The following is a 23579-nucleotide window of genomic DNA, read 5'->3' on the forward strand; positions in this document are numbered from 1 at the left end:
CCCGCCTAGTGTTGGGCGGGTGAACAGCCCGACCGGAGCACCGGCGCTGGACGTCACGGGCCTCGTCAAGCGCTTCGACGGGACGACCGCGATCGACGGCATCGACCTGCGAGCCGATCGCGGTCAGGTGGTCGCGCTGCTCGGTCCGAACGGCGCGGGGAAGACCACCACCGTCGAGATCTGCGAGGGGTTCCAGTCACCCGACGAGGGATCCGTCCGCGTCCTCGGCCTCGACCCGATCGCCGACAACGAGGCTCTGCGGTCGCGCATCGGCGTGATGCTCCAGGGTGGCGGCGCCTACCCGGGCGCGCGTGCCGGGGAGATGTTGCGTCTGTGCGCGGCGTACTCGGCCGACCCCATCGACCCCGACTGGCTCCTCGACACGCTCGGACTGCGGGACGCGCAACGCACGCCGTACCGACGGCTCTCCGGCGGCCAGCAGCAACGGCTCGGCCTGGCGTGCGCGCTGGTCGGCCGACCGGAGCTGGTCTTCCTCGACGAGCCGACCGCGGGACTCGACGCCGCAGCGCGGATCCTGGTGTGGGAGTTGATCGATCGTCTGCGGGCCGACGGGGTCTGCGTCCTTCTCACCACCCATCTCATGGACGAGGCCGAACAGCTCGCCGACGACCTGGTGATCATCGACCGGGGTCGTGTGGTCGCCCACGGCACACCGGCAGAGGTGACCAGTCGCGGCGCCGAGAACGAACTGCGATTCCGGGCACCCCGCGGACTCGACCTCGACCTGCTGCGGTCGATCCTCGCCGAGGACTACACGACCGAGGAGATCAGCCCGGGCACGTACCTGGTCGCCGGGCCCGTGACCCCGGCGGTGGTGGCCGCCGTGACCGCCTGGTGCGCCCGTATCAACGTCCTCGCGACCGACATGCGGGTCGAGACCCGCAGCCTCGAGGACGTCTTCCTCGACCTCACCGGACGGGAGCTCCGCGGATGACCGAGACCCCCCGCCGCGCCCCCGCACGGCCGCCGCGGTTCACACCCGGCCTGTTCGCCCCCCGGCCGCAGCCCGCGCCCGTGCTGCGGATGCTCGCGGCGCAGTCACGGATGGAACTCGTCCTCCTGCTGCGCAACGGAGAGCAACTGCTCCTCACCATGTTCATCCCGGTGACCATGCTCGTCGGGTTGTGTCTCCTGCCCATCTCGACGAACGGCGAGTCCCGCGCCGACCGGTTCGTGCCCGCGATCATGACCGTCGCGGTCATGTCCACGGCGTTCACCGGGCAGGCCATCGCCGTCGGCTTCGACCGCCGCTACGGGGCCCTCAAGAGGCTCGGCGCGACACCGCTCCCCCGGTGGGGTGTGATCGCGGGCAAGTCGATCGCCGTGGCCGTCGTCGTCGTGCTGCAGGCGATCGTCCTCGGTGCCATCGGTGTGGCGTTCGGCTGGGACGTCGGGGTCGGCGGACTGCTGGTCGGCGCGGTGGCGATCGCCGTGGGCACCCTGACCTTCTCCGCGCTCGGTCTGCTGCTGGGGGGAACCCTGCGCGCCGAGATCGTGCTCGCCGTCGCGAACATCGCGTGGTTCGTGTTCATCGGCATCGGCAGCCTCGTGGTCGCCGGGTCGTCCGTCCCCGACGCGGTCCGATGGGTGGCGCGGTGTTCGCCGTCGGGTGCGCTGGCCGAGGCGCTCCACCAGGCCACTCGCCTGTCGATCGACTGGGTCGGCTTCGGCGTCCTGCTCGCCTGGGGCGTCGTCGCGACGGTTGCCGCGGTCCGCTCTTTTCGGTTCACCTGACCCTCGGCGATAGCATCGTCATCGTGCTCCAACGCGGCTTCGTCCGGCTCGTCAATCTCCTGCCCGCGGTCTCCCTCCGGGTGCAGACCGTCATCGCCGTCCTGGTGGTCCTGACCCAGGCGGGTATCGCGGTCACCGGATCCATCGTGCGGGTGACCTCGTCCGGTCTCGGCTGCCCCACGTGGCCGCAGTGCTTCCCGGGCAGCTTCACCCCCGAACCCCATCAGGCGGTCGCGGGCATCCACCAGGCGGTGGAGTTCGGCAACCGGCTGCTCACCTTCGCGGTCGTGCTCACCGCCGCGGCGATCGTGATCGCCGTGACCCGGGCGAACCGCCGCCGCGAGGTCCGCGTCTACGCCTGGTTGATGCCCCTGTCGACGGTCGCGCAGGCCGTCATCGGTGGGATCACCGTGCTCACCGGCCTGCTCTGGTGGACGGTCGCGATCCACCTCCTGGTCTCGATGGCGATGGTCTGGTTGTCGGTGCTGCTCCTGCAGAAGGTCCGCGAACCCGACGACGGCGAGGCCCTCCCCCTCGTCCCCGCGCCGCTGCGCGGGCTCACGCTCCTGTCGGCGGCGCTGATGTCGGTCGTCCTCGTCGCCGGGACCATGGTCACCGGCGCCGGTCCGCACGCCGGCGACGCCAGCATCGAGAAGCCCGTCCCGCGCCTGGCCATCGCGATCACCACACTCGTGCACTTCCACGCCGAGATGATGGTGGCCTACCTCGCGCTGATCGTCGCGCTCGGCTTCGGGCTCGCCGCGGTCGGTGCCTCCGCGGCCATCCGTCGGCGGCTGTACGTCGTCGTCGCACTCATCGTGGTGCAGGCCGCGATCGGCATCACCCAGTACGCGACGGGCATCCCGGAGGCGCTGGTGGTCCTGCACGTCGCCGGTGCCGCCGCCTGCGTCGCCGCGACCGCGGCACTGTGGTCCTCGCTGCGGCCGCGACGACTGATCCCCTCGGAGGAGCGGACCACCACGGTGGTCGGCGAGCACGCCGAGAGCTGACCGCCGGCGAACCGGCGCAGTGGGTCAGGTGTTGGCGACCCACCCGGCCATCTGACGCCAGTGCCCCGGCCGGGGGGTGGCCGTGGAGGTGAGTTCCCGATCCCACTCCGCGGTCGTGAGGCCCTCGACCGCGTCGACGACGGCATGGGCGGACGCGACGTCGCGGACGACCTGATCCCCCATCACGCCACCGTCCTCGGCGACCATCAGGATCCGCACACCTGCGGCACCGATCGGCTCGATGACGGCCTTCGCCGAGCCACCGCCCTGTCGGACGAAACGCGTCGCCGCCGCCACGGCCGCCTTCGGCGCGCGGACATCGGTGGCCTGGGCGGATTCGGTTGCGGTGTCGTCAGCCATGCCGCCGATCCTATCCGGGCGGTAGAACGGTCCCATGCGTGCAGTCCATGTCACCCGCCACGGCGGTCCCGAGGTCCTCGAGATCGTCACCGTCGACGACCCGACCCCCGGTCCGGGCGAGGTCCTCGTACGGGTGGGAGGTGTCGGGGTCAACTTCATCGACACCTATCTGCGGTCGGGGTACTACCCGTCCTCACCGCCCTACATCCCCGGATCGGAGGGCGCGGGCACAGTCGTGGCCGTCGGTGACGGTGTCGGTGAGCCCGCCGTCGGGACCCGCGTCGCATGGTGCGACGCGCCGGGCAGCTACGCCGAACTCGTCGCCGTCCCCGCCCACCGCACGGTGGTGGTGCCCGACGGCGTCGAGGACGCCGTCGCCGCGACCGTCCTGCTCCAGGGGTGCACCGCCCACTACCTGCTCGACGGTGTGTCCCACCCCCGTGGCGGCGACGACCCGGCCGGCCCGGACACCGTCCTGATGCATGCAGGTGCGGGCGGCGTCGGACTGATCCTGACCCGACTGGCGACGGCGCGCGGTGTCCGGGTGATCACCACCGTCTCGACCGACGCCAAGGCGGAGCTCTCCCGCGACGCGGGCGCGGCGCACGTCCTGCGCTACGGCGACGACGTCGCCGAGAAGGTCCGCGAACTCACCGACGGCAGGGGCGTCGTCGCCACCTACGACGGGGTGGGTGCCGACACCTTCGAGCAGAGCCTCGCCGCGACGGCGGTGCGCGGCACCGTCGCCCTCTTCGGCGCCGCGAGCGGGCCGGTCCCGCCCTTCGACCTGCAGCGTCTCAACGGTCTGGGATCACTGTTCGTCACGCGGCCGACGCTCGCACATCACATCGCCGACGCCGACGAGTTCGCGTGGCGCACCTCGGAGGTGATGGCGGCCCTCGCCGACGGCCGGCTGCCCATGCGCGTCGATCACCGCCATCCACTCGAGCAGGCCGCGCGGGCACACACCGACCTCGAGGGGCGGACGACGACGGGATCCATCGCGCTCATCCCGTGAGCGGGACCGGTCAGAAGGTGGAGAGCACCGTCGGCAGGTGCACGACGGAGTCGATGGCGAGGCCGCAGAAGACGACGGCCAGGTACTCGTTCGACTGCAGGAAGACCCGCAGCGGGGCGATCGGCTCGCCACGACGGGTCCCGGCGTACAGCTTGTGGACGGCGCGCAGGAACCAGGCGCCGGCGAGCACCGCGACGACGGCGTAGATCCATCCGGTCGCTGCGATGAGGACGAGGGTCGCCGCGACGGTGGCCCAGGTGTAGAACACCATCTGCCGGGCCACCTGCTGCTCGGTCGCGACCACGGGCAGCATCGGCACGCCCGCGGCGGCGTAGTCGTCCTTGTAGCGCATCGCCAACGCCCAGGTGTGCGGCGGTGTCCAGAAGAACACCACGAGGAACAGCACGATCGGCTGCCACGAGATCGACCCGGTGACCGCGGCCCATCCGACGAGTGTGGGCATGCAGCCGGCGGCGCCTCCCCAGACCACGTTCTGCCAGGTGCGACGCTTGAGGACCATCGTGTAGACGAGGACGTAGAAGGCGATCGTCGCCGTCACCAGCAGGGCGGCCAACAGGTTGGCGAACGACCACAACACGGCGAACGAGGCGATACCCAGCACGACGCCGAAGACGAAGGCCTGGCCGCGACCGACGGCGTGGCGGGCCAGCGGGCGCCGGGCGGTCCGCTTCATCTTCTGGTCGATGTCGGCGTCGACGACCATGTTCAAGGTGTTGGCGCTCGCGGCACCCAACCATCCACCGACCAACGTCACCGCGATGAGCACGATGTCGACCGACCCGCGATCGGCCAGCAGCATCACCGGGACCGTGGCGACCAGCAACAGTTCGATGACGCGAGGTTTGGTGAGTGCGACGTAGGCCATCAGCAGATCGCGTGCGCGCCGGGCAGGCGTGAGAGGACCCGAGGACGGTGCGTCGTCGGGACGGGTCGCGGCCGACGTGCGTGCGCCGCTGTGCCCGATCTCCACTGACTCTCCTGCACCCGTCCCGATCGACCCGGGGCGTACCGACACTCACCCGGCTGGTCCACGCGACGCGGCGAACCCGTGGGCTCCTCCGCGTGTGTCTACTACAGGGAATGGTAGACGGAGCGACCCTCCCGGCCACAAACGGACACGTCCTCGCGTCCCCGGCGACCGCACCCGCGTCGGCGTCACAGGCGTCTCCGTGGCGACTAGGCTGGGAACGGGTCCGCGCCCGCCAGGCGACCCGGACCGCCATCCCCCACCGCACCGACACCAGGAGACCCCCGCATCGTGGCTGTGACAGACGAGATCCGTTCCCTCACCCAACCGTCACACCCCGACGACTGGACCGACGTGGACACCCGCGCCGTGGACACCGTGCGTGTGCTCGCGGCCGACGCGGTGCAGAAGTGTGGATCCGGTCACCCCGGTACCGCGATGAGCCTCGCGCCGCTCGCCTACACGCTGTTCCAGCGTGTGATGCGGCACGACCCCAACGACACCGCCTGGCTCGGTCGCGACCGTTTCGTGCTGTCGTGCGGGCATTCGAGCCTCACCCTCTACATCCAGCTCTACCTCGGCGGTTTCGGCCTGGAGCTGTCGGATCTCGAGGCCCTGCGCACCTTCAAGTCGAAGACCCCCGGTCACCCCGAGTTCCGGCACACCCGAGGCGTGGAGATCACGACCGGTCCCCTCGGCCAGGGCCTGGCGTCGGCGGTCGGCATGGCGATGGCCGCCCGCCGGGAGCGCGGTCTCTTCGATCCCGACGCGCCCGAGGGCGAGAGCGTGTTCGACCACCACATCTATGCGATCGCCTCGGACGGCGACATCGAGGAGGGCGTCACCAGCGAGGCGTCGTCGCTCGCGGGCACCCAGCAGCTCGGCAACCTCATCGTCTTCTACGACGACAACAAGATCTCCATCGAGCACAACACCGACATCGCGCTGAGCGAGGACACCGCCAAGCGCTACGAGGCCTACGGCTGGCACGTGCAGTACGTCGAGGGCGGTGAGAACGTCACCGGGATCCTCGAGGCCATCGACGCGGCCAAGGCCGTCACCGACAAGCCGTCGATCATCGTCCTGCGCACCATCATCGGCTACCCGGCACCGACCAAGATGAACACCGGTGCAGCGCACGGCGCGGCCCTCGGTGACGACGAGGTGGCCGAGGTCAAGAAGATCCTCGGCTTCGACCCGGAGAAGACCTTCGAGGTCGACGACGACGTGATCACGCACACCCGCGGCCTCCTCGAGCGCGGACGCCACGCCCACGAGGCATGGTCCGACGAGTTCGAGAAGTGGTCGTCGGCCAACCCCGAACGGCGCGCCCTGCTCGACCGGCTGACCAAGGACGAACTGCCCGACGGCTGGGCCGACGTGCTGCCCACCTGGAACCCCGGCGACAAGGCCGTCGCGACTCGCGCCGCCTCGGGCACGGTGCTCGGTGCGCTCGGCCCGGTGCTGCCCGAGCTGTGGGGTGGTTCGGCCGACCTCGCCGGCTCGAACAACACCACCATCGAGGGCGCGACGTCCTTCGGCCCGACGTCGATCTCGACCGACGACTGGGACGCCGAGCCCTACGGCCGCACCCTGCACTTCGGTGTCCGCGAGCACGCGATGGGCGCGATCCTCTCGGGCATCGTGCTGCACGGACCGACCCGCGTCTACGGCGGCACGTTCATGCAGTTCTCCGACTACATGCGTCCCGCGGTGCGCCTGGCGTCGCTGATGGACATCGACCCCATCTACATCTGGACCCACGACTCGATCGGCCTCGGCGAGGACGGCCCGACCCATCAGCCGGTCGAGCACCTCGCGGCGCTCCGGGCGATCCCGAACCTGTCGGTGGTCCGGCCCGGCGACGCCAACGAGACCGCGTTCGCGTGGAAGTCGGTGATCGCGCGGTCGTCGAGCAGCGGGCCGGTCGGCCTCGCACTGACCCGCCAGAACATCCCGATCCTCGAGGGGACGTCGGCAGAGGGCGTCTCCAAGGGCGGCTACGTCCTGAAGGAGTCGTCGACACCCGAGCCCGAGGTGATCCTCGTCGCCACCGGGTCGGAGCTGTCGCTCGCCGTCGACGGCGCCGCCGCTCTCGAGGAGAAGGGCATCGGTACCCGCGTGGTCTCGATGCCGTGCATCGAGTGGTTCATGAGCCAGGACGGCAACTACCGCGACCAGGTGCTGCCGCCGACCGTGACCGCCCGCGTCTCCGTCGAGGCCGGCATCGCGATGCCGTGGTACCCGATCGTCGGCGGACACGGCGAGATCATCTCCCTCGAGCACTTCGGGGAATCCGCCGACTACCAGACACTGTTCCGCGAGTACGGCTTCACCGTCGAGGCCGTCGTCGCAGCAGCGCAGCGCTCCATCACGACCGTGAAGGGACAATCCGCATGAGCCAGAACAAGAACCTCAAGGCCCTCTCCGACGCCGGCGTCTCGGTGTGGCTCGACGACCTGTCGCGCGAGCGCATCTCGTCGGGCAACCTCGCCGAGCTCGTCGAGACCAAGTCGGTCGTCGGCGTCACCACCAACCCGTCGATCTTCCAGGCGGCGTTGTCGTCCGGGTCGGCCTACGACGACCAGGTCCGTGAGCTCGCCGCCCGTGGCGCAGACGTGGACTCGACGGTTCGCACGGTGACCACCGACGACGTCCGCAACGCCTGCGACGTCCTGCGTCCGGTCTACGACGCAACCAACGGTGTCGACGGTCGCGTCTCGATCGAGGTCGATCCGCGCATCGCCCACGACGCCGACAAGACCGCCGCCCAGGCGATCGACCTGTGGAAGACCGTCGACCGGCCCAACATGTTCATCAAGATCCCGGCCACCCAGGAGGGCCTGCCGGCGATCACCAAGACCCTCGCCGAGGGCATCAGCGTCAACGTCACGCTGATCTTCTCCGTCGAGCGCTACCGCGCCGTGATGGACGCCTACCTCGACGGCATCGAGCAGGCCAAGGCCGCCGGCCACGACCTGTCGACCATCCTGTCGGTGGCGTCGTTCTTCGTCTCGCGCGTCGACACCGAGATCGACAACCGCCTCGACGCGATCGGCACCCCCGACGCGGTCGAACTCAAGGGCAAGGCCGCTCTGGCCAACGCCCGACTGGCCTACGTCGCCTACCAGCAGGTGTTCGAGGTCGGGTCGCGGTTCCAGGGCCTCGTCGCCGAGGGCGCGCTCCCCCAGCGTGCGCTGTGGGCGTCGACGGGCGTCAAGAACCCCGACTACCCCGACACCATGTACGTCGGCGAGCTCGTCGCCCCCAACACCGTCAACACCATGCCGGAGAAGACGATGGACGCCTTCGCCGACCACGGCGAGGTGGACACCGAGTCGCTGGTGGGCCGGGGACCGGAGTCCGAGGAGGTCTTCGCGAAGCTCTCCGAGGTCGGCATCGACCTCGACGACGTGTTCCTCACCCTGGAGAACGAGGGCGTCGACAAGTTCGAGAAGGCCTGGGGTGAGCTGCTCGACGCGACCCAGGAGCAACTCGACGCAGCCAAGGGCTGATCCGCCCGTGACAGCGACCGTCGAGACCGGGTGGTCGAATCCGCTGCGGGACTCGCGCGACAAGCGGTTGCCCCGCATCGCCGGGCCCTGCAGCCTCGTCATCTTCGGTGTGACCGGCGACCTGGCCCGCCGCAAGTTGATGCCGGCCGTCTACGACCTGGCCAACCGTGGCCTGCTCCCGCCCAGCTTCGCGTTGGTCGGGTTCGCCCGACGCGAGTGGGACGACCAGGACTTCGGTCAGATCGTGCACGACGCGGTACGGCAACACGCGCGCACACCGTTCCGCGAGGAGGTGTGGGAGCGGCTCTCGGAGGGCTTCCGGTTCGTGCAGGGAGCCTTCGACGACGACGCCGCGTTCGACCGGCTGTCGTCGATCCTCGCCGAGCTCGACCAGCAGCGGGGCACCGACGGCAACCACGCCTTCTACCTGTCGATCCCGCCGGGTGCGTTCCCGACGGTGTGCGAGCAGCTGCAGCGGTCGGGTCTGGCCGAGCAGACCGAGGAGCACTGGCGTCGGGTCGTCATCGAGAAGCCGTTCGGGCACGACCTGCGCAGCGCGCAGGAACTCAACGCGGTGGTCAACCGCGTTTTCCCGGAGGACTCGGTGTTCCGCATCGATCACTACCTCGGCAAGGAGACCGTCCAGAACATCCTGGCGTTGCGCTTCGCCAACCAGTTGTTCGACCCGCTGTGGAGCTCGCACTACGTCGACCACGTGCAGATCACCATGGCCGAGGACATCGGTCTCGGCGGGCGGGCCGGGTACTACGACGGCATCGGCGCGGCCCGCGACGTCATCCAGAACCATCTGCTGCAGCTGTTGGCGCTGGTGGCGATGGAGGAGCCGGTCTCGTTCGAGCCCCGCGAGTTGCAGGCGGAGAAGATCAAGGTCCTCTCCGCGACGCGCAACGTGCTGCCCTACGACCTGAACACCGCCCGCGGCCAGTACGGGCCCGGGTGGCAGGGCAGCAGCGAGGTCCTCGGACTGGTCGACGAGGAGGGCTTCGCCGCCGACTCGACCACCGAGACCTACGCGGCGATCGCCGTCGAGGTCGACAGCCGGCGCTGGGCCGGGGTGCCGTTCTACCTGCGGACCGGCAAACGCCTGGGCCGCCGGGTCACCGAGATCGCCCTGGTGTTCAAACGGGCTCCGCACCTGCCGTTCGACAAGACGATGACCGAGGAGCTCGGCGAGAACGCCCTGGTCATCCGGGTGCAGCCGGATGAGGGCATCACGTTGCGGTTCGGCTCGAAGGTGCCCGGCTCGAGCATGCAGGTCCGCGACGTCAACATGGACTTCAGCTACGGGCAGGCGTTCACCGAGTCCTCCCCGGAGGCCTACGAGCGGCTCATCCTCGACGTGTTGCTCGGTGAGCCGTCCCTGTTCCCCGTCAACGACGAGGTCGAGTTGTCGTGGCGCATCCTCGACCCCGTCCTGGAGCACTGGGCGCAGGCCGGACGTCCCGACACCTACGAGTCCGGTACGTGGGGTCCGCGATCGGCCGACGAGATGATGTCGCGCGTCGGACGCACCTGGCGTCGTCCGTGAGCGCCACCCGCCCACCGTTCCAGCCACCGAAGGAGCCCACCCGGTGATCCTCGACCTGCCGGCAACGACCACCGAGAAGGTGAGCAAGAAGCTGGTGTCGATCCGCGAGACGGGCGGCGCCGTCACTCTCGGTCGTGTGTTGACGCTCGTGGTGTGTGCGGCCGAGGGGCAGCCCACCGAGGGCGCGATCGACGCCGCCAACGACGCCAGCCGTGAGCACCCCTGCCGCGTGATCGTGGTGTCGCTGGGCAACCCGGCGGCGGCGACCCGGCTCGACGGGCAGATCCGTGTCGGTGGCGACGCGGGTGCGTCGGAGGTGGTGGTGCTGCGCCTCTACGGAGATCTGACCCAGCACGCGGCGAGTGTCGTGACACCGTTCCTGCTGCCCGACACCCCGGTGGTGACCTGGTGGCCCGGCGAGGCACCCGCCGACCCGGCGGGAGATCCACTGGGCAAGCTCGCGACCCGTCGCATCACCGACGCCGCGCACGCCGCCGACCCCGACGAGATCCTGGCGACGCGGCTGGAGAGCTACTCCCCCGGCGACTCGGACCTCGCGTGGTCGCAGATCACGTACTGGCGCGCCATCCTCACCGCATCGCTCGACCGGCCGCCGCTCGAACCGGTGCGCTCGGCCACCGTCACCGGCCCGGCCCACTCGCCGTCGATCGACCTGCTGGCGGGATGGTTGCAGGCGCAGCTCGGCACGACCGTGCACCGTGGTGTCGGGAGCTTCGAGATCCGACTCGACCGTGAGTCGGGACCGCTCGTCCTGGCCGTCGACCAGAACAACAACGCGGTGCTGAGCAACCCGGGCCGCCCCGACGGGCGGATCGCCATGTCGACGCGCGGCACCCGGGAGTGCATCGCCGAGGAGTTGCGGCGGCTCGACCCCGACGAGATCTATCACCTGGCCCTGCAGGGTGTGCAGCGGCTGACCCGACCCGGAGCGGAGGTCCCGGCGTGAGCGTTCGTCCTGAGGTCGTCGAGGTGGCCGATGCGTCCGAACTGGTGCAGGCCGCAGGTGGCCGTCTCGTGGAGACGGTGGTCGCGGCTCAGCGTGACCGCGGATCGGCGTCGGTGGTCCTCACCGGCGGCAGCAACGGCATCGCGCTGTTGGAATGGCTGCGCGACAACGGATCCGACGTCGACTGGCGGTCGGTGGACATCTGGTTCGGTGACGACCGCTTCGTGCGCGAGGGCGACGACGAGCGCAACGTCGGCCAGGCCCGCGACGCTCTGCTGGACCACGTCGACGTCGACCCCGATCGGGTGTTCGTCATGGCGCCGAGCGACGGTGAGTTCGGCGACGACATCACCGCGGCCGCGCAGGACTACGCGCGCGTGCTCCGGGAGCGCGGGGACGGCGAACCCACGCCGACGTTCGACGTCCATCTCCTCGGCATGGGCGGCGAGGGGCACATCAACTCGCTGTTCCCGCACACCGACGCCCTCGCCGAGCGGGACGCGACCGTCGTCGCCGTGGAGGACTCTCCGAAGCCGCCCCCGCGTCGCATCACGCTGACGGTCCCGGCGGTGAACCGGGCACGGCAGGTGTGGTTCCTCGTCGCGGGTGCGGAGAAGGCGCAGGCTGTCGCCGCAGGTGTCGGTGGTGGGGACGCGTCGGCTTGGCCGTGTGCGTCCGTGGCCGGGACGGAGGCGACCGTCTGGTTCGTCGACGCCGCCGCCTCCTCCGACCTCTGACCTCTCACCTCTGACACCCAGCCACCCACCCGACGTCCCCGTCGAGTGGGCGGTTGCGGACGTCGATCGGGCGGCTGCCGACGTCGAGTGGGCGGCTGCGAACGCCGAGCGCTCGGCTACCCGCTGTTGCGGAGTGCGGTCGCGAGGCCGTTCATCGTCAGCTGGATGCCCCGACGCACCTGGGGTGAGTCGTCACCGGAACGGAACCGGCGCAGCAACTCGAGTTGCAGCAGGTTGAGCGGCTCGAGATAGGGGAACCGGTTGAACACCGACCGGGCCAACGCGGGGTTGTCGGCCAACAGATCGTCGCTCTCGGTGATCGCGAAGTACATCCGCACCGTCCGCCGGTGCTCCTCGGTGATCATCCCGAACACGCGTGACCGCAGGTCCTCGTCGGCGACGAGGTGCGAATACCGTTCTGCGAGGCCGAGATCGGACTTGGCCAGCACCTGCGCCATGTTGGACAGCACCGTGGAGAAGAACGGCCAGGTCCGGTGGTAGCGGCGGAGCGTCTCGAGGCGCTCGGGGTCGTCGCCGATCCACTGCTCGAACGCCGATCCGGTGCCGTACCACCCGGGCAGCATGACGCGGCACTGCGTCCACGACAGCACCCACGGGATCGCACGCAGGTCGGAGATCTTCTCGGTCTGCTTCCGCGAGGCCGGACGGCTGCCGATGTTCAACGCGCCGATCTCCGACAGCGGCGTCGACGTGGTGAAGTACTCGACGAACCCCGGGGTGTCGTGCACCAGCGCCGAGTACGCGGTCCGCGCCAGACCGGCGATCTCGTCGAGATCGGAGTAGGCCGACGTCGCGTCGTCGCCGAGACCCTCCACGTCGAGCAGGGTCGACTCCAGTGTCGCAGCGACGAGCGTCTCGAGGTTCCGACGTGCCAGAACGGGTTCGGCGTACTTCGCCGCGATGACCTCACCCTGCTCGGTGATCCGCAGCGCACCCTGCACCGCGCCCGGTGGCTGAGCGAGGATCGCGTCGTAGCTCGGCCCGCCGCCACGGCCCACCGTGCCACCGCGACCGTGGAAGAGGCGCAGCCGGATACCGGCTTCGCGCGCTGCCTCGACGAGGTCGAGTTCGGCGCGGTAGAGCGCCCAGTTCGCGGCCATGTAGCCGCCGTCCTTGTTCGAGTCGGAGTAGCCCAGCATGATCTCCTGGGTCTCGCCCTGCGCGGTGATCAGCGCGCGGTAGAGCGGGACGTCGAGCACCGCCCGCAGGGTCGTCGCACCCTGATGCAGGTCCTCGATGGTCTCGAAGAGCGGGACCACGCGCACCGTGCACCGTGGGGTGTCACCGTCCGCGGGGTCGAACAGACCCGCCTCCTTGAGGAGCAGCAGCGCCTCGAGCATGTCGCTGACCGACGTGCACATGCTGATCACGTAGTTGGGCACGGACTCCGGGCCGTACGCGGCGACAGCGCGGGCCGCCGACCGCACGATGCCGATCTCCTTTGCCGCGAGCTCCCCCAGCTCTGCACCGGGACCCAGGAGCGGACGCCGGTGCGACAGTTCGCGGGTGAGCAGCGTGACGCGCTCGTCCTCCGACAGGGACGTGTAGTCGTCGTGGGCGCCTGCCCAGGCGAGCAGCTCGGCGACGACCTCCTCGTGCACGTCGGAGTTCTGCCGCATGTCCAGACCCGACAGGTGGAACCCGAACGTACGCACCGACTCCCGCAGCCGCAGCAGCCGGTCGTCGGCCAGGGCGCCGTCACGGTTGACGCGGAGCGACTCGTCGACGACGTCGAGGTCGGCGAGCAACTCCGCCGCCGTCTCGTACGCCGGCGCCGTCTGGTCGTCGAGAGGTCCCGCGGTGGCGGCATCGTCGCCGAAGCGGTCCCGGACGGTCGCGAGGAGCCGGGACCGGATGCGCCGCAGGGCGAGTCGGTACGGCTCGTCCGCGGCGACGTCACCGGTGTCGGCGCCACCGAGTTCGACGACCGCGTCGGTGACCGTCACCAGCCGCGACGACATGCTCAGTTCCTGTGCGAGCAGGGTCAGTTCGCCGAGGTGGTGATCGAGTGCGGTGCGTGCGGCACGCCCGGTCGCCAACGAGACGATGTCACCGTTCACGAACGGGTTGCCGTCGCGGTCACCACCGATCCACGACCCCATGCGCACGATCGGCACCTCGGGGAGACGCGCCTCGGGGTACTGGTCCCGCAGGTGGTCGCGGAGGGAGGCGTTCAGCGACGGGATGACCTCGAAGAAGGATGCGTCGTAGTACCGGAGGCCGACCTCGATCTCGTCCTCGATCCGCAGGCGCTCGAGCCGGATGAGCGCTGTCTGCCACAGGGTGAGGATCTGCCGACGGAGCGCCTCCGTCACCTCCGCGTCCTCGTCCGGGGTGAGGTCGGTGCGGTCGCGGTAGCGCATGAGGTCGGTGATGCGTCGCTGCACCTCGAACACGGTGCGGCGGCGGGTCTCCGTGGGGTGTGCGGTGATGACCGGGATCACGGCCGCCGACGACAGCGCCTCCCCCACGCGCGCGTCGGACAGGTCGGCGGCGTCGAGCTTCGCCCAGGTGGCGGCGAGGGAACTGGCGACGGGGGGCTCACCGGCGCGGACGTGGATGGCACGCCGGCGTTCCCGGTGGATGTCCTCGGCGAGGTTGGCCAGCAACCCGAAATGCGAGAAGGCGCGGATGACCGGGATGGCCGACGCCGTGTCGACCCGGGCCAGGACGTCGGCCAGTTCGCCGCGATCGATCTCCGACCGCCGCACCCGGAACGACTCGACGCGGGAGCGCTCCACGAGGTCGAAGATCTCGTCGCCGGCGTGCTCGCGGACCACGTCCCCGAGCAGCCCGCCCAGCAGCCGGATGTCCTGTCGGAGCGGCTCGGTGGCGGTACGGCCGGTGGCCGTCGACGTGACCGGGGCATCCGAGGGAGCCGCGAACGTCGCATCGGGATCGGTGGGCGCAATTCCGGTGTCGGTCATGGCACCAGTATCCCGCGCATGCGCCGGGCGCGCGCTGCACGCGCGTCGCGGGCGGTCAGGACAGCTTGATGTCCAGGCCGATGCCCAGGATGAAGATGAACCAGATGATGCCGACGAAGATCGTCAGGCGGTCGAGGTTGCGCTCGACGACGCTCGACCCGGACAGACTCGACTGCACGCCGCCGCCGAACAGCGACGAGAGGCCGCCGCCCTTGCCGCGGTGCAGGAGCACCAGGACGACCATCAGCACACTGGTGACCACCAGTCCGATGTCCAGCGCGAGCTTCACGCGATTCCTCTCCGATCGTGGGCACGACCGGACCCCGGCCGTGCACCGTGCGAGTGTACGTGCCGATCCTGGGTGATCAGGGAAGGGGCCCGCCCGCGGCGATCGCCGACAGCGTCGCGAACTCGTCGGACTTGAGCGACGCACCCCCGACGAGGGCCCCGTCGATGTCGGACTGGCCGACGATCTCGCCGACGTTCTTGGCGTTCACCGATCCGCCGTAGAGCACACGGACCGCCGCCGCGACGTCGTCACCGGCGAGCTCACGCACGGTCGCGCGTACGGCGGCGCACACCTCCTGCGCGTCCGCAGCCGAGGCGACCCGACCGGTGCCGATCGCCCACACCGGCTCGTAGGCGATCACCACGCGGGCGATCTGCTCGGGGCTCAACCCGGCCAGCGATCCACGCAGCTGCGCGACGTTGTGGGCGACGTGGTCACCGGCCTCGCGGATCTCCAGGCCCTCGCCGATGCACACGATCGGGGTGAGTTCGTGCCGCAGCGCGGCCGTCGCCTTCGCCAGCACCACCTCGTCGGTCTCACCGTGCAGGGTGCGTCGCTCGGAGTGCCCGACGACGACGTACGAGCAACCCAGCTTGGCGAGGAATGCGCCGCTGATCTCACCGGTGTAGGCCCCCGAGTCGTGCTGCGACAGGTCCTGCGCCCCGTAGGTGATCAGCAGCTTGTCGCCGTCGACGACAGTCTGCACGCTGCGGATGTCGGTGAACGGTGGGATCACCGTCACGTCGACGTGGTCGAAGTACTTCGCGGGCAACGCGAAAGCGATCTTCTGCACCAGGGCGATCGCCTCGAGGTGGTTCAGGTTGCACTTCCAGTTGCCGGCGATGAGCGGTTTGCGGGTTGCCACTCAGTCCTCCAGGACCGTCAGCCCGGGGAGCTCTTTGCCCTCCAGGTACTCCAGCGACGCGCCGCCGCCGGTCGAGATGTGCGAGAAGTCGGAGTCCGGCAGGCCCAGGGCCCGCACGGCGGCCGCGGAGTCGCCACCGCCGACGACGCTGAACGCACCCTGTGCGGTCGCTGCGGCGATCGCCTCGGCGACACCCCGGGTTCCGTCCGCGAACTTCTCGAACTCGAACACCCCCGACGGGCCGTTCCAGAAGACAGTGCGTGCACCCGAGAGCACCGCGGTGAAGCGCTTGACCGACTCCGGGCCGATGTCCAGGCCCATCCAGCCGTCCGGGATCTCCGAGGAGGCGACCGTCTTCGCCTCGGCATCCGCCGAGAAGGAGTCGGCGACGACGACGTCGACCGGGAGGTGGATGACGTCGCCGAAGCGCTCGAGCAGGTCTTTGCAGACGTCGATCTGATCGTCCTGCAGCAGCGACGTGCCGACCGAGTACCCCTGCGCCGCGAGGAAGGTGAAGGCCATCCCGCCGCCGATGACGAGGGTGTCCACCTTCGGCGCGAGCGCCTCGATGACACCGAGCTTGTCCGACACCTTCGACCCGCCCAGGACGACGGCGTAGGGCCGTTCGACCTCGGCGGTGAGCTTGCGGAGCACCTCGACCTCGGACCGCACGAGGTCACCGGCGTAGTGCGGCAACAACTTCGCGACGTCGTAGACCGATGCCTGCTCACGGTGCACCACACCGAAGCCGTCGGAGACGAACGCGCCGTCGTCGCCGACGAGTTCGGCCAGGGCCTGCGCCAGCTTCGTGCGCTCGGCGGCGTCCTTGGACGTCTCCCGCGCGTCGAAGCGGACGTTCTCCAGCAGGAGCACGTCACCGTCGGTGAGGCCCTCGGCACGCGCCAGAGCGTCGGTGCCGACGACGTCGGAGGCCAGTTGGACGTTGCGACCGAGTTCTTCGCCGAGCCGCTGCGCGACCGGTGCGAGGGAGTACTTCGGGTCGGGTTCGCCCTTCGGCCGTCCGAGGTGCGCGGTCACGATCACCGCGGCACCCGCGTCGGCCAGCTTCGCGATCGTCGGTGCCGAGGCCACGATGCGGCCCGGGTCGGTGATCGTCGAGCCGTCGAGCGGGACGTTGAGGTCCGACCGCACCAGCACGATGCGGCCGGACACCCCGGCGTCGAGGAGGTCCTGCAGCGTCTGCAGCGCCATCGTGTGCGCGCCGCTCAGAGGGACTTGCCGACGAGGCCGATGAGGTCGACCAGACGGTTCGAGTAGCCCCACTCGTTGTCGTACCAGGACACGACCTTGGCCTGATCGTCGATGACCTTGGTCAGGCCGGCGTCGAACAGCGAGCTGTGCGGGTCGGTGACGATGTCCGAGGAGACGATCGGCGCGTCGTAGTACTTGAGGATGCCCTTGAGCGGTCCCTCCGCGGCGGCCTTCATCGCCGCGTTGATCTCGTCGACGGTCGCCGACTTCGCGAGGTGGGCGGTGAGGTCGGTGACCGAGCCGGTCGGGATGGGCACGCGCAGTGCGTAGCCGTCGAGCTTGCCTTTGAGTTCGGGCAGCACCAGGCCGATCGCCTTGGCTGCGCCGGTGGAGGTCGGGACCACGTTGATCGCCGCCGCACGCGCGCGACGCAGGTCCTTGTGGGGACCGTCCTGGAGGTTCTGGTCCTGGGTGTAGGCGTGGACCGTCGTCATCAGGCCCTTGACGATGCCGAACTCGTCGTTGAGGACCTTGGCCAGCGGGCCCAGGCAGTTGGTGGTGCACGACGCGTTGGAGATGATGTTCTGGCTGCCGTCGTACTTGTCGTCGTTCACACCCATGACGATGGTGATGTCCTCGTCGGAGGCGGGCGCGGAGATGATGACCTTCTTCGCGCCGGCGTCGAGGTGGCCCTGGGCCTTGTCGCGCGCGGTGAAGATGCCGGTCGACTCGACGACGACGTCGACACCGAGATCGCCCCACGGGAGCGCCGACGGGCCCTCCTTGACCGAGAGACCCTTGATCTCCTGGTCGCCCACGGTGATGGTGTCGCCCGAGGCGCTCACGTCCTGCGGGAGGCGGCCGAGGATGGAGTCGAACTTGAGCAGGTGGGCGAGAGTGTCGTTGTCGGTGAGGTCGTTGACCGCGACGATCTCGATGTCGGTGGTGCCGAGGGCCTTCTGGGCCTCGACGGCGCGAAAGAAGTTCCGGCCGATCCGACCGAATCCGTTGACGCCTACCCGAACGGTCACGTTGTGCTCCCTTGTGCTGCAGTTGCGGTGGTGCGAGCCACACTGCCCGCGTCACCGACCACCCTAATCGGGCCCTCTCCCGCTCGCGACGGGCGGTCTCGGGCGGACCCTCAGGCCTCGTCCAGCAGGTCTGCAGTCACCGCGGACTCGGTGTCGGGGATGCCGTCGACGGCCGCCTTCTTGTCGGCCATCGACAGCAGCCGCCGGATACGTCCGGCGACGGCGTCCTTCGTCATCGGGGGGTCGGCGAGCTGACCGAGCTCCTCGAGCGAGGCCTGCCGGTGTTCGACACGCAGCCGTCCGGCCGCCAGCAGGTGTCCGGGCACGGAGTCGCCGAGGATCTCCAGCGCACGCTCCACACGCGCGGCCGCGGCGACGGCGGCACGAGCCGAGCGGCGCAAGTTCGCGTCGTCGAAGTTCGCCAGACGGTTGGCGGTGGCGCGCACCTCGCGGCGCATCCGCCGTTCCTCCCACGTCAACCGGGTGTCCTGGGCACCCATGCGGGTGAGCAGCGCCCCGATGGCCTCGCCGTCACGGATGACGACGCGGTCCGCGCCACGCACCTCGCGCGCCTTGGCGGGGACACCGAGCCGGCGCGCGGCCCCGACGAGAGCCAGAGCGGCCTCCGGGCCGGGGCAGCTGACCTCCAGCGCCGACGAGCGTCCCGGTTCGGTCAGCGATCCGTGGGCCAGGAACGCGCCGCGCCAGGCGGCCTCCGCGTCCGCGACTCCGCCGCCGACCACCTGTGCCGGCAGCCCCCGCACAGGACGACCGCGCATGTCGAGCAGACCGGTCTGCCGGGCGAGCGCCTCACCGTCCTTGGTGACGCGCACGACGTACCGCGCCCCCTTGCGGATGCCACCGCTGCGCAACACGTGCACCTCGGAGTTGTAGCCGTAGAGGTCGAAGATCTCCTTGCGCAGCCGCCGGGCGACGTTGCCGAGGTCGACCTCGGCCTCCACGATCACCCGGCCGGCGACGATGTGCAGACCGCCGGCGAACCGCAGGAGCGCGGAGACCTCGGCCCGCCGGCAACTCGTCTGGGTCACGACGAGCCGACTGAGCTCGTCCTTGACGGCCGCTGTCATCGCCACCGGTTGTCGTCCTCCTGCCCGGGCGTGCCCGGAGTCGGTCTTCCCCGGGCTGGCCCGGATCTCGTCTCGTCGCGTCGTCACGTCCCCCGTGGCGGCCGGCGTCGCGGCCGCGTCGAACCCGGCGCTCACCCCGTCGACGGTGTGCCCTCCCGCGCACCGTCACCGGCCGATCCGACCTGCCGGTCGGCCCCGTCAGCGTAGCCACCACGCGGGACGCCGGTCAGCGTATGCACCATGGCGGCCACTTTCGCGGGGTCGTGTACGTGGGTGCCGGGGCGGGCCAGGTCCCCCACGTGCAGGGTCGCACCGAAGCGGTCCGCGGCACGGCGCACGTGGTCGCGCTCCCGCTCCGACGGCACCGACGCACCGTCGATGACGACGTCGTCGACGCGGAGGTCGTCGGCGTGGGCATGCAGGACGTGCAGGTGACGTTCGACCGAGAATCCGCTCGTCTCACCCGGTTCGGGCGCCAGGTTGACGAACAGCACCCGCCGCGCGGACGTGTCGCGAAGGGCCGCCAGCTGGGCGGGCACCAGCACGTGCGGGATGACGCTGGAGAACCACGACCCCGGCCCGAGGGTCACGAGATCCGCGGCGAGGATGGCCTCGACGGCTGCGTCACAGGCAGGCGGGTCGGCAGGCAGCAGACGGACGCGGCGGACCTTGCCCGGTGTCGTCGCCACGGCGACCTGTCCTGCGATCGACCGACTGATGCGGGGATCGTCCTCGAGTCCGGAGACGTCGGCCTCGATGCCGAGTGGCACCGTCGACATCGGCAGCACCCGGCCACGGATGCCGAACAGGTCGACCAGTGCGTCGAGCGCTGCGACGGGGTCACCGAGGTGTTCGGACAGACCGGCGAGCAGCAGGTTGCCGATCGGGTGTCCCGCCAGTGCGCCCCGACCGCGAAAACGGTGTTGCAGCACGGTTGCCCACCGCACGGACGGGTCGTCGGCGTCTGCGGCGCCGGCCTCGAGGAGCGCCGCGAGCGCCATCCGCAGGTCCCCCGGCGGGATGACCCCCAGCTCGGAACGCAACCGCCCCGACGAGCCGCCGTCGTCGGCGACGGTGACGACCGCGGTGACGTGGTCGCAGACCATGCGCAACGCGGTGACGGTGGCGTAGAGGCCGTGGCCCCCGCCGAGGGCGACGACCGATCGTGGTCCGTGGCCGGTCATTCGCGTCCCAGATCACGATGGACGGCGCGGGCGTCGAACGGCGTCAGGTCGGCCGCCGACGACCCCGACCAGGAACCGTCGGCGGCGGGGCCGCACAGACGACGCGCCAGCTCGGTGGACATGGCGACGCTGCGGTGTTTGCCGCCGGTGCAGCCGATCGCGACGGTCATGTAGCGCTTGCCCTCCCGCGTGTACCCCTCCGCGGTGAGACGCACGATGCGCTCGTAGGCGTCGAGCCATGGGTCGGCACCGGTCTGGCCCAGGACGTAGCGTGACACCGGCTCGTCCCGCCCGGTGAGGTCACGCAGATCCGCGACCCAGTACGGGTTGGGGAGGAACCGCACGTCGGCGACGAGGTCGGCGTCGATGGGGATCCCGTACTTGAACCCGAAGGACTGCACCGTGATCCGGACATCGGTGCCCGCCGGCTGCGCGAACGCGTTGTCGACGATGGTGCGCAACGCGGTCACCGACAGCCCCGACGTGTCCACCGCGAGGTCCGCGGACTCCGACACCCCGGCGAGTGCGGACCTCTCGCGGGCGATGGCGTCGACGAGGGTGCCGTTCTGCTGGAACGGGTGGCTGCGGCGGACCTGCTCGTAGCGGCGGACGAGGGCGGCGTCGTCGGCGTCGAGGAAGAGCAGTCGGACCGCGGCCCCGGTCGACTCGAGGCCGGACCGCACGTCGCTGACGCCGGCCGCGAACGCGGCGGTGGGGGTACGCATCACCACGGCGACACGACTCGTGCCGGGGACCTCCTCGCGCGCGGCGACGACGGTGCGCGGGATGAGCGGGGACGGGACGTTGTCGGTGACGTACCAACCCAGGTCCTCCAGCAGGCGCGCGACCGTGCCACGGCCCGCACCCGACATGCCGGTCACGAGCAGGACGTCCATGTCGCGGCCCGCGCCGTCCTCGGCGGGCAACCCGTCGTGCGTGTGCTGCCGGTCGTCGCTCATGAGGCGGTCTCCCCCAGTGCTCGCTGGACCGCCGCCGCGGTCGACGGACCGATGCCGGGGACCCCGGCGATCTCCTCCACCGACGCCTTCTTCAGCCGGGCGACGGAGCCGAAGTGGGTCACGAGGGCCTTGCGACGGGTCTCGCCCAGTCCGGGCACGCCGTCGAGCGCGGAGGCGGTCATCCGCTTGCTGCGCTTGCTGCGGTGGTAGGTGATCGCGAAGCGGTGGGCCTCGTCGCGAACGCGCTGCAGCAGGAACAGCGCCTCGCTGGTGCGCGGGAAGATCACCGGCTCGTCGTCGTCGGGGGTCCACACCTCCTCGAGACGTTTCGCGAGACCGATGACCGCCACGTCGGTGACGCCGAGTTCGTCGAGCACCTCGGCGGCCGCACGCACCTGCGGGCCGCCACCGTCGACGACGAACAGGTTGGGCGGGTAGGCGAACCGACGGGGTCGCCCGGTGGCGGGATCGATCGCCGCCTCCGGCGCCATGTCGCCGCCGTTGTCCGACGCGGGGCCGAGCGCGGGGTCCGCAGCGGTGTCGGGACCGGTCGCCGAGGACACGGTCGCGGTGGGATCGGAGGGGTCGCTGCGGTGGGCGTCGGCCCGATGCCGCAGGAACCGACGGCGGGTGACCTCGGCGATGGAGGCGACGTCGTCGCTGCGTCCGCCGCCGGCTGCCTCCTTGATCCCGTAGTGGCGGTAGTCGGACTTGCGGGGCAATCCGTCCTCGAACACGACGAGCGACGCCACGACGTCGGTCCCCTGCACGTGCGAGATGTCGATGCACTCGATGCGCAGCGGGGCGTCGTCGAGGCCGAGGGTCTCCTGGATCTCGGTCAGTGCGGCCGATCGGGTGGTGAGATCGCCTGCGCGCTTGAGCTTGTGCTGGGTCAACGCCTCGCCGGCGTTGCGCTCGACGGTGTCGAAGAGCGCCTTCTTGTCGCCACGCTGTGGCACGCGCAGGCTCACCTGGGCGCCGCGCAGCCCGGAGAGCCAGTCGGCGAACTCGTCGGCGTCGGGCGGGAGGACGGGCACGAGCACCTGTCGGGGCACGGTCTCCAGGCCGCCCGCCTCCCCGTCGGCGACGGTGGCCGCCTGGTCGACCTGCTCGCCGTAGAACTGCGTGAGGAACTGAGCCACCTGTTCGGACAGATCCGGCTCGTCGCCGTCGTCGCGACCCGACAGGTCGTCGACGCGTTCGACGACCCAGCCACGCTGACCGCGGACGCGCCCACCGCGGACATGGAACATCTGCACCGACACCTCGAGCTGATCGGCGACCATGGCGATGACGTCGGCGTCGGTACCGTCGCCGAGGACGACGGCCTGCTTCTCCAGCGCACGTTTGAGGGCGCCGACGTCGTCGCGCAGACGCGCAGCCCGCTCGAAGTCGAGATCGGCTGCGGCGTCCGCCATCTGGTTCTCGAGGTTGCGGATCAGACGGTCCGTCCGACCGGCGAGGAAATCGCAGAAGTCCTCGACGATCTGCCGGTGTTCGGCGGCATCGACACGTCCCACACAGGGCGCGGAACACTTGTCGATGTAGCCCAGCAGGCAGGGTCGGTCGATCTGGCCGTGCCGCTTGAACACCCCGGCCGAGCACGTCCGCGCCGGGAACACGCGGGTCAACAGGTCGAGCGTCTCGCGGATCGCCCAGGCGTGGGCGTACGGACCGAAGTAGCGGACACCCTTCCGGCGCGGACCGCGGTAGACGAACAGGCGCGGGTACTCCTCGTTCAGGGTGACCGCGAGCATCGGATACGACTTGTCGTCGCGGTAGCGGACGTTGAACCGCGGGTCGAACTGCTTGATCCAGTTGTATTCGAGCTGCAGTGCCTCGACCTCGGTGGTGACGACCGTCCACTCCACGGACCCGGCGGTCGTGACCATGCGGCGGGTGCGTGGGTGCAGCGATGACAGATCGGCGAAATACGAGGTGAGGCGGGAACGCAGGCTCTTGGCCTTGCCCACGTAGATCACGCGGCCGTGCGGGTCCCGGAACTTGTAGACGCCCGGCGAGGTCGGGATGCTCCCCGGAGCCGGGCGGTACGTGGTCGGATCGGGCACGACGACCAGGCTAGTACGCCCCTGTGACGTCGAGG

The 23579-nt window shown here is 70.3% G+C and carries 20 protein-coding genes; 9 read left to right on the forward strand and 11 right to left on the reverse strand.

Annotation, left to right across the window (positions count from 1 at the left end; all coding sequences use genetic code 11):
* Positions 1-19: 19 nt before the first annotated feature.
* Genes ACXVUM_RS17390 through ACXVUM_RS17400 form a run of 3 tightly spaced genes read left to right on the forward strand, consistent with a single transcriptional unit; the run spans position 20 to position 2765 of the window.
* Complete coding sequence (locus ACXVUM_RS17390) at positions 20-955, forward strand: ABC transporter ATP-binding protein (RefSeq protein ID WP_458523181.1); 936 nt, start codon at positions 20-22, stop codon at positions 953-955.
* On the forward strand, positions 952-1755 hold the full coding sequence (locus ACXVUM_RS17395) for an ABC transporter permease (RefSeq protein ID WP_458523182.1): 804 nt from the start codon (positions 952-954) through the stop codon (positions 1753-1755). Before ACXVUM_RS17390 ends, ACXVUM_RS17395 begins: the two co-directional genes overlap by 4 nt.
* Before the next feature lie 20 nt (positions 1756-1775).
* Positions 1776-2765: a COX15/CtaA family protein gene (locus ACXVUM_RS17400; RefSeq protein WP_458523546.1), complete on the forward strand. Its 990-nt coding sequence runs from the start codon at positions 1776-1778 to the stop codon at positions 2763-2765.
* 24 nt (positions 2766-2789) lie between these two features.
* Here the strand turns inward: ACXVUM_RS17400 and ACXVUM_RS17405 are convergent, their stop codons facing one another.
* Positions 2790-3125 carry a hypothetical protein gene (locus ACXVUM_RS17405; RefSeq protein ID WP_458523183.1) on the reverse strand — a complete coding sequence of 112 codons (336 nt, stop codon included), beginning with the start codon at positions 3123-3125 and terminating at the stop codon, positions 2790-2792.
* Positions 3126-3159: 34 nt separating this feature from the next.
* On the opposite strand from ACXVUM_RS17405, the gene ACXVUM_RS17410 reads away from it, so the two are divergent.
* Positions 3160-4143 carry a quinone oxidoreductase family protein gene (locus ACXVUM_RS17410; protein WP_458523184.1) on the forward strand — a complete coding sequence of 328 codons (984 nt, stop codon included), beginning with the start codon at positions 3160-3162 and terminating at the stop codon, positions 4141-4143.
* Positions 4144-4153: 10 nt separating this feature from the next.
* Here the strand turns inward: ACXVUM_RS17410 and ACXVUM_RS17415 are convergent, their stop codons facing one another.
* Positions 4154-5134, reverse strand: a complete 981-nt coding sequence (locus tag ACXVUM_RS17415) for a heme o synthase (RefSeq protein WP_458523185.1) — start codon at positions 5132-5134, stop codon at positions 4154-4156.
* A 288-nt stretch (positions 5135-5422) separates the two neighbouring features.
* Here ACXVUM_RS17415 and tkt point away from each other — a divergent pair, with 288 nt between their 5' ends.
* The 5 genes from tkt to pgl are packed head-to-tail and all read left to right on the forward strand — an operon-like array spanning position 5423 to position 11899.
* Entirely contained in the window at positions 5423-7531 is a 2109-nt protein-coding gene (gene tkt, locus ACXVUM_RS17420; protein ID WP_458523186.1) for a transketolase, read from the forward strand.
* The gene (tal, locus tag ACXVUM_RS17425; RefSeq protein WP_458523187.1) at positions 7528-8646 is read left to right on the forward strand and encodes a transaldolase; all 1119 of its coding nucleotides are present in this window, start codon (positions 7528-7530) and stop codon (positions 8644-8646) included. Before tkt ends, tal begins: the two co-directional genes overlap by 4 nt.
* A gap of 7 nt (positions 8647-8653) precedes the next feature.
* Positions 8654-10195: a glucose-6-phosphate dehydrogenase gene (zwf, locus tag ACXVUM_RS17430; RefSeq protein WP_458523188.1), complete on the forward strand. Its 1542-nt coding sequence runs from the start codon at positions 8654-8656 to the stop codon at positions 10193-10195.
* 43 nt (positions 10196-10238) lie between these two features.
* Positions 10239-11162 (forward strand): glucose-6-phosphate dehydrogenase assembly protein OpcA, encoded by a 924-nt coding sequence (locus ACXVUM_RS17435; RefSeq protein ID WP_458523189.1) that lies wholly within the window; start codon positions 10239-10241, stop codon positions 11160-11162.
* The gene (gene pgl, locus ACXVUM_RS17440) at positions 11159-11899 is read left to right on the forward strand and encodes a 6-phosphogluconolactonase (RefSeq protein ID WP_458523190.1); all 741 of its coding nucleotides are present in this window, start codon (positions 11159-11161) and stop codon (positions 11897-11899) included. Before ACXVUM_RS17435 ends, pgl begins: the two co-directional genes overlap by 4 nt.
* Positions 11900-12015: 116 nt before the next feature.
* Here the strand turns inward: pgl and ppc are convergent, their stop codons facing one another.
* From ppc to uvrC, 9 genes are all read right to left on the reverse strand, one after another.
* The gene (ppc, locus tag ACXVUM_RS17445) at positions 12016-14847 is read right to left on the reverse strand and encodes a phosphoenolpyruvate carboxylase (protein ID WP_458523191.1); all 2832 of its coding nucleotides are present in this window, start codon (positions 14845-14847) and stop codon (positions 12016-12018) included.
* Between the two features lie 55 nt (positions 14848-14902).
* Entirely contained in the window at positions 14903-15136 is a 234-nt protein-coding gene (gene secG, locus ACXVUM_RS17450) for a preprotein translocase subunit SecG (protein WP_299574640.1), read from the reverse strand.
* A gap of 76 nt (positions 15137-15212) precedes the next feature.
* Positions 15213-16001: a triose-phosphate isomerase gene (tpiA, locus tag ACXVUM_RS17455; protein WP_458523192.1), complete on the reverse strand. Its 789-nt coding sequence runs from the start codon at positions 15999-16001 to the stop codon at positions 15213-15215.
* Positions 16002-17213: a phosphoglycerate kinase gene (locus ACXVUM_RS17460; protein WP_458523193.1), complete on the reverse strand. Its 1212-nt coding sequence runs from the start codon at positions 17211-17213 to the stop codon at positions 16002-16004.
* A gap of 14 nt (positions 17214-17227) precedes the next feature.
* Positions 17228-18244 carry a type I glyceraldehyde-3-phosphate dehydrogenase gene (gap, locus tag ACXVUM_RS17465; RefSeq protein WP_458523194.1) on the reverse strand — a complete coding sequence of 339 codons (1017 nt, stop codon included), beginning with the start codon at positions 18242-18244 and terminating at the stop codon, positions 17228-17230.
* 110 nt (positions 18245-18354) lie between these two features.
* Positions 18355-19332: a DNA-binding protein WhiA gene (gene whiA, locus ACXVUM_RS17470; RefSeq protein WP_458523547.1), complete on the reverse strand. Its 978-nt coding sequence runs from the start codon at positions 19330-19332 to the stop codon at positions 18355-18357.
* A gap of 131 nt (positions 19333-19463) precedes the next feature.
* Positions 19464-20516, reverse strand: a complete 1053-nt coding sequence (locus tag ACXVUM_RS17475; RefSeq protein ID WP_458523195.1) for a gluconeogenesis factor YvcK family protein — start codon at positions 20514-20516, stop codon at positions 19464-19466.
* The gene (gene rapZ, locus ACXVUM_RS17480) at positions 20513-21475 is read right to left on the reverse strand and encodes an RNase adapter RapZ (RefSeq protein ID WP_458523196.1); all 963 of its coding nucleotides are present in this window, start codon (positions 21473-21475) and stop codon (positions 20513-20515) included. The genes ACXVUM_RS17475 and rapZ overlap by 4 nt, the downstream gene beginning before the upstream one ends.
* Positions 21472-23544 (reverse strand): excinuclease ABC subunit UvrC, encoded by a 2073-nt coding sequence (uvrC, locus tag ACXVUM_RS17485; protein ID WP_458523197.1) that lies wholly within the window; start codon positions 23542-23544, stop codon positions 21472-21474. The genes rapZ and uvrC overlap by 4 nt, the downstream gene beginning before the upstream one ends.
* Positions 23545-23579 lie beyond the last annotated feature (35 nt).

It is taken from the genome of Williamsia sp. SKLECPSW1, from assembly GCF_054332755.1.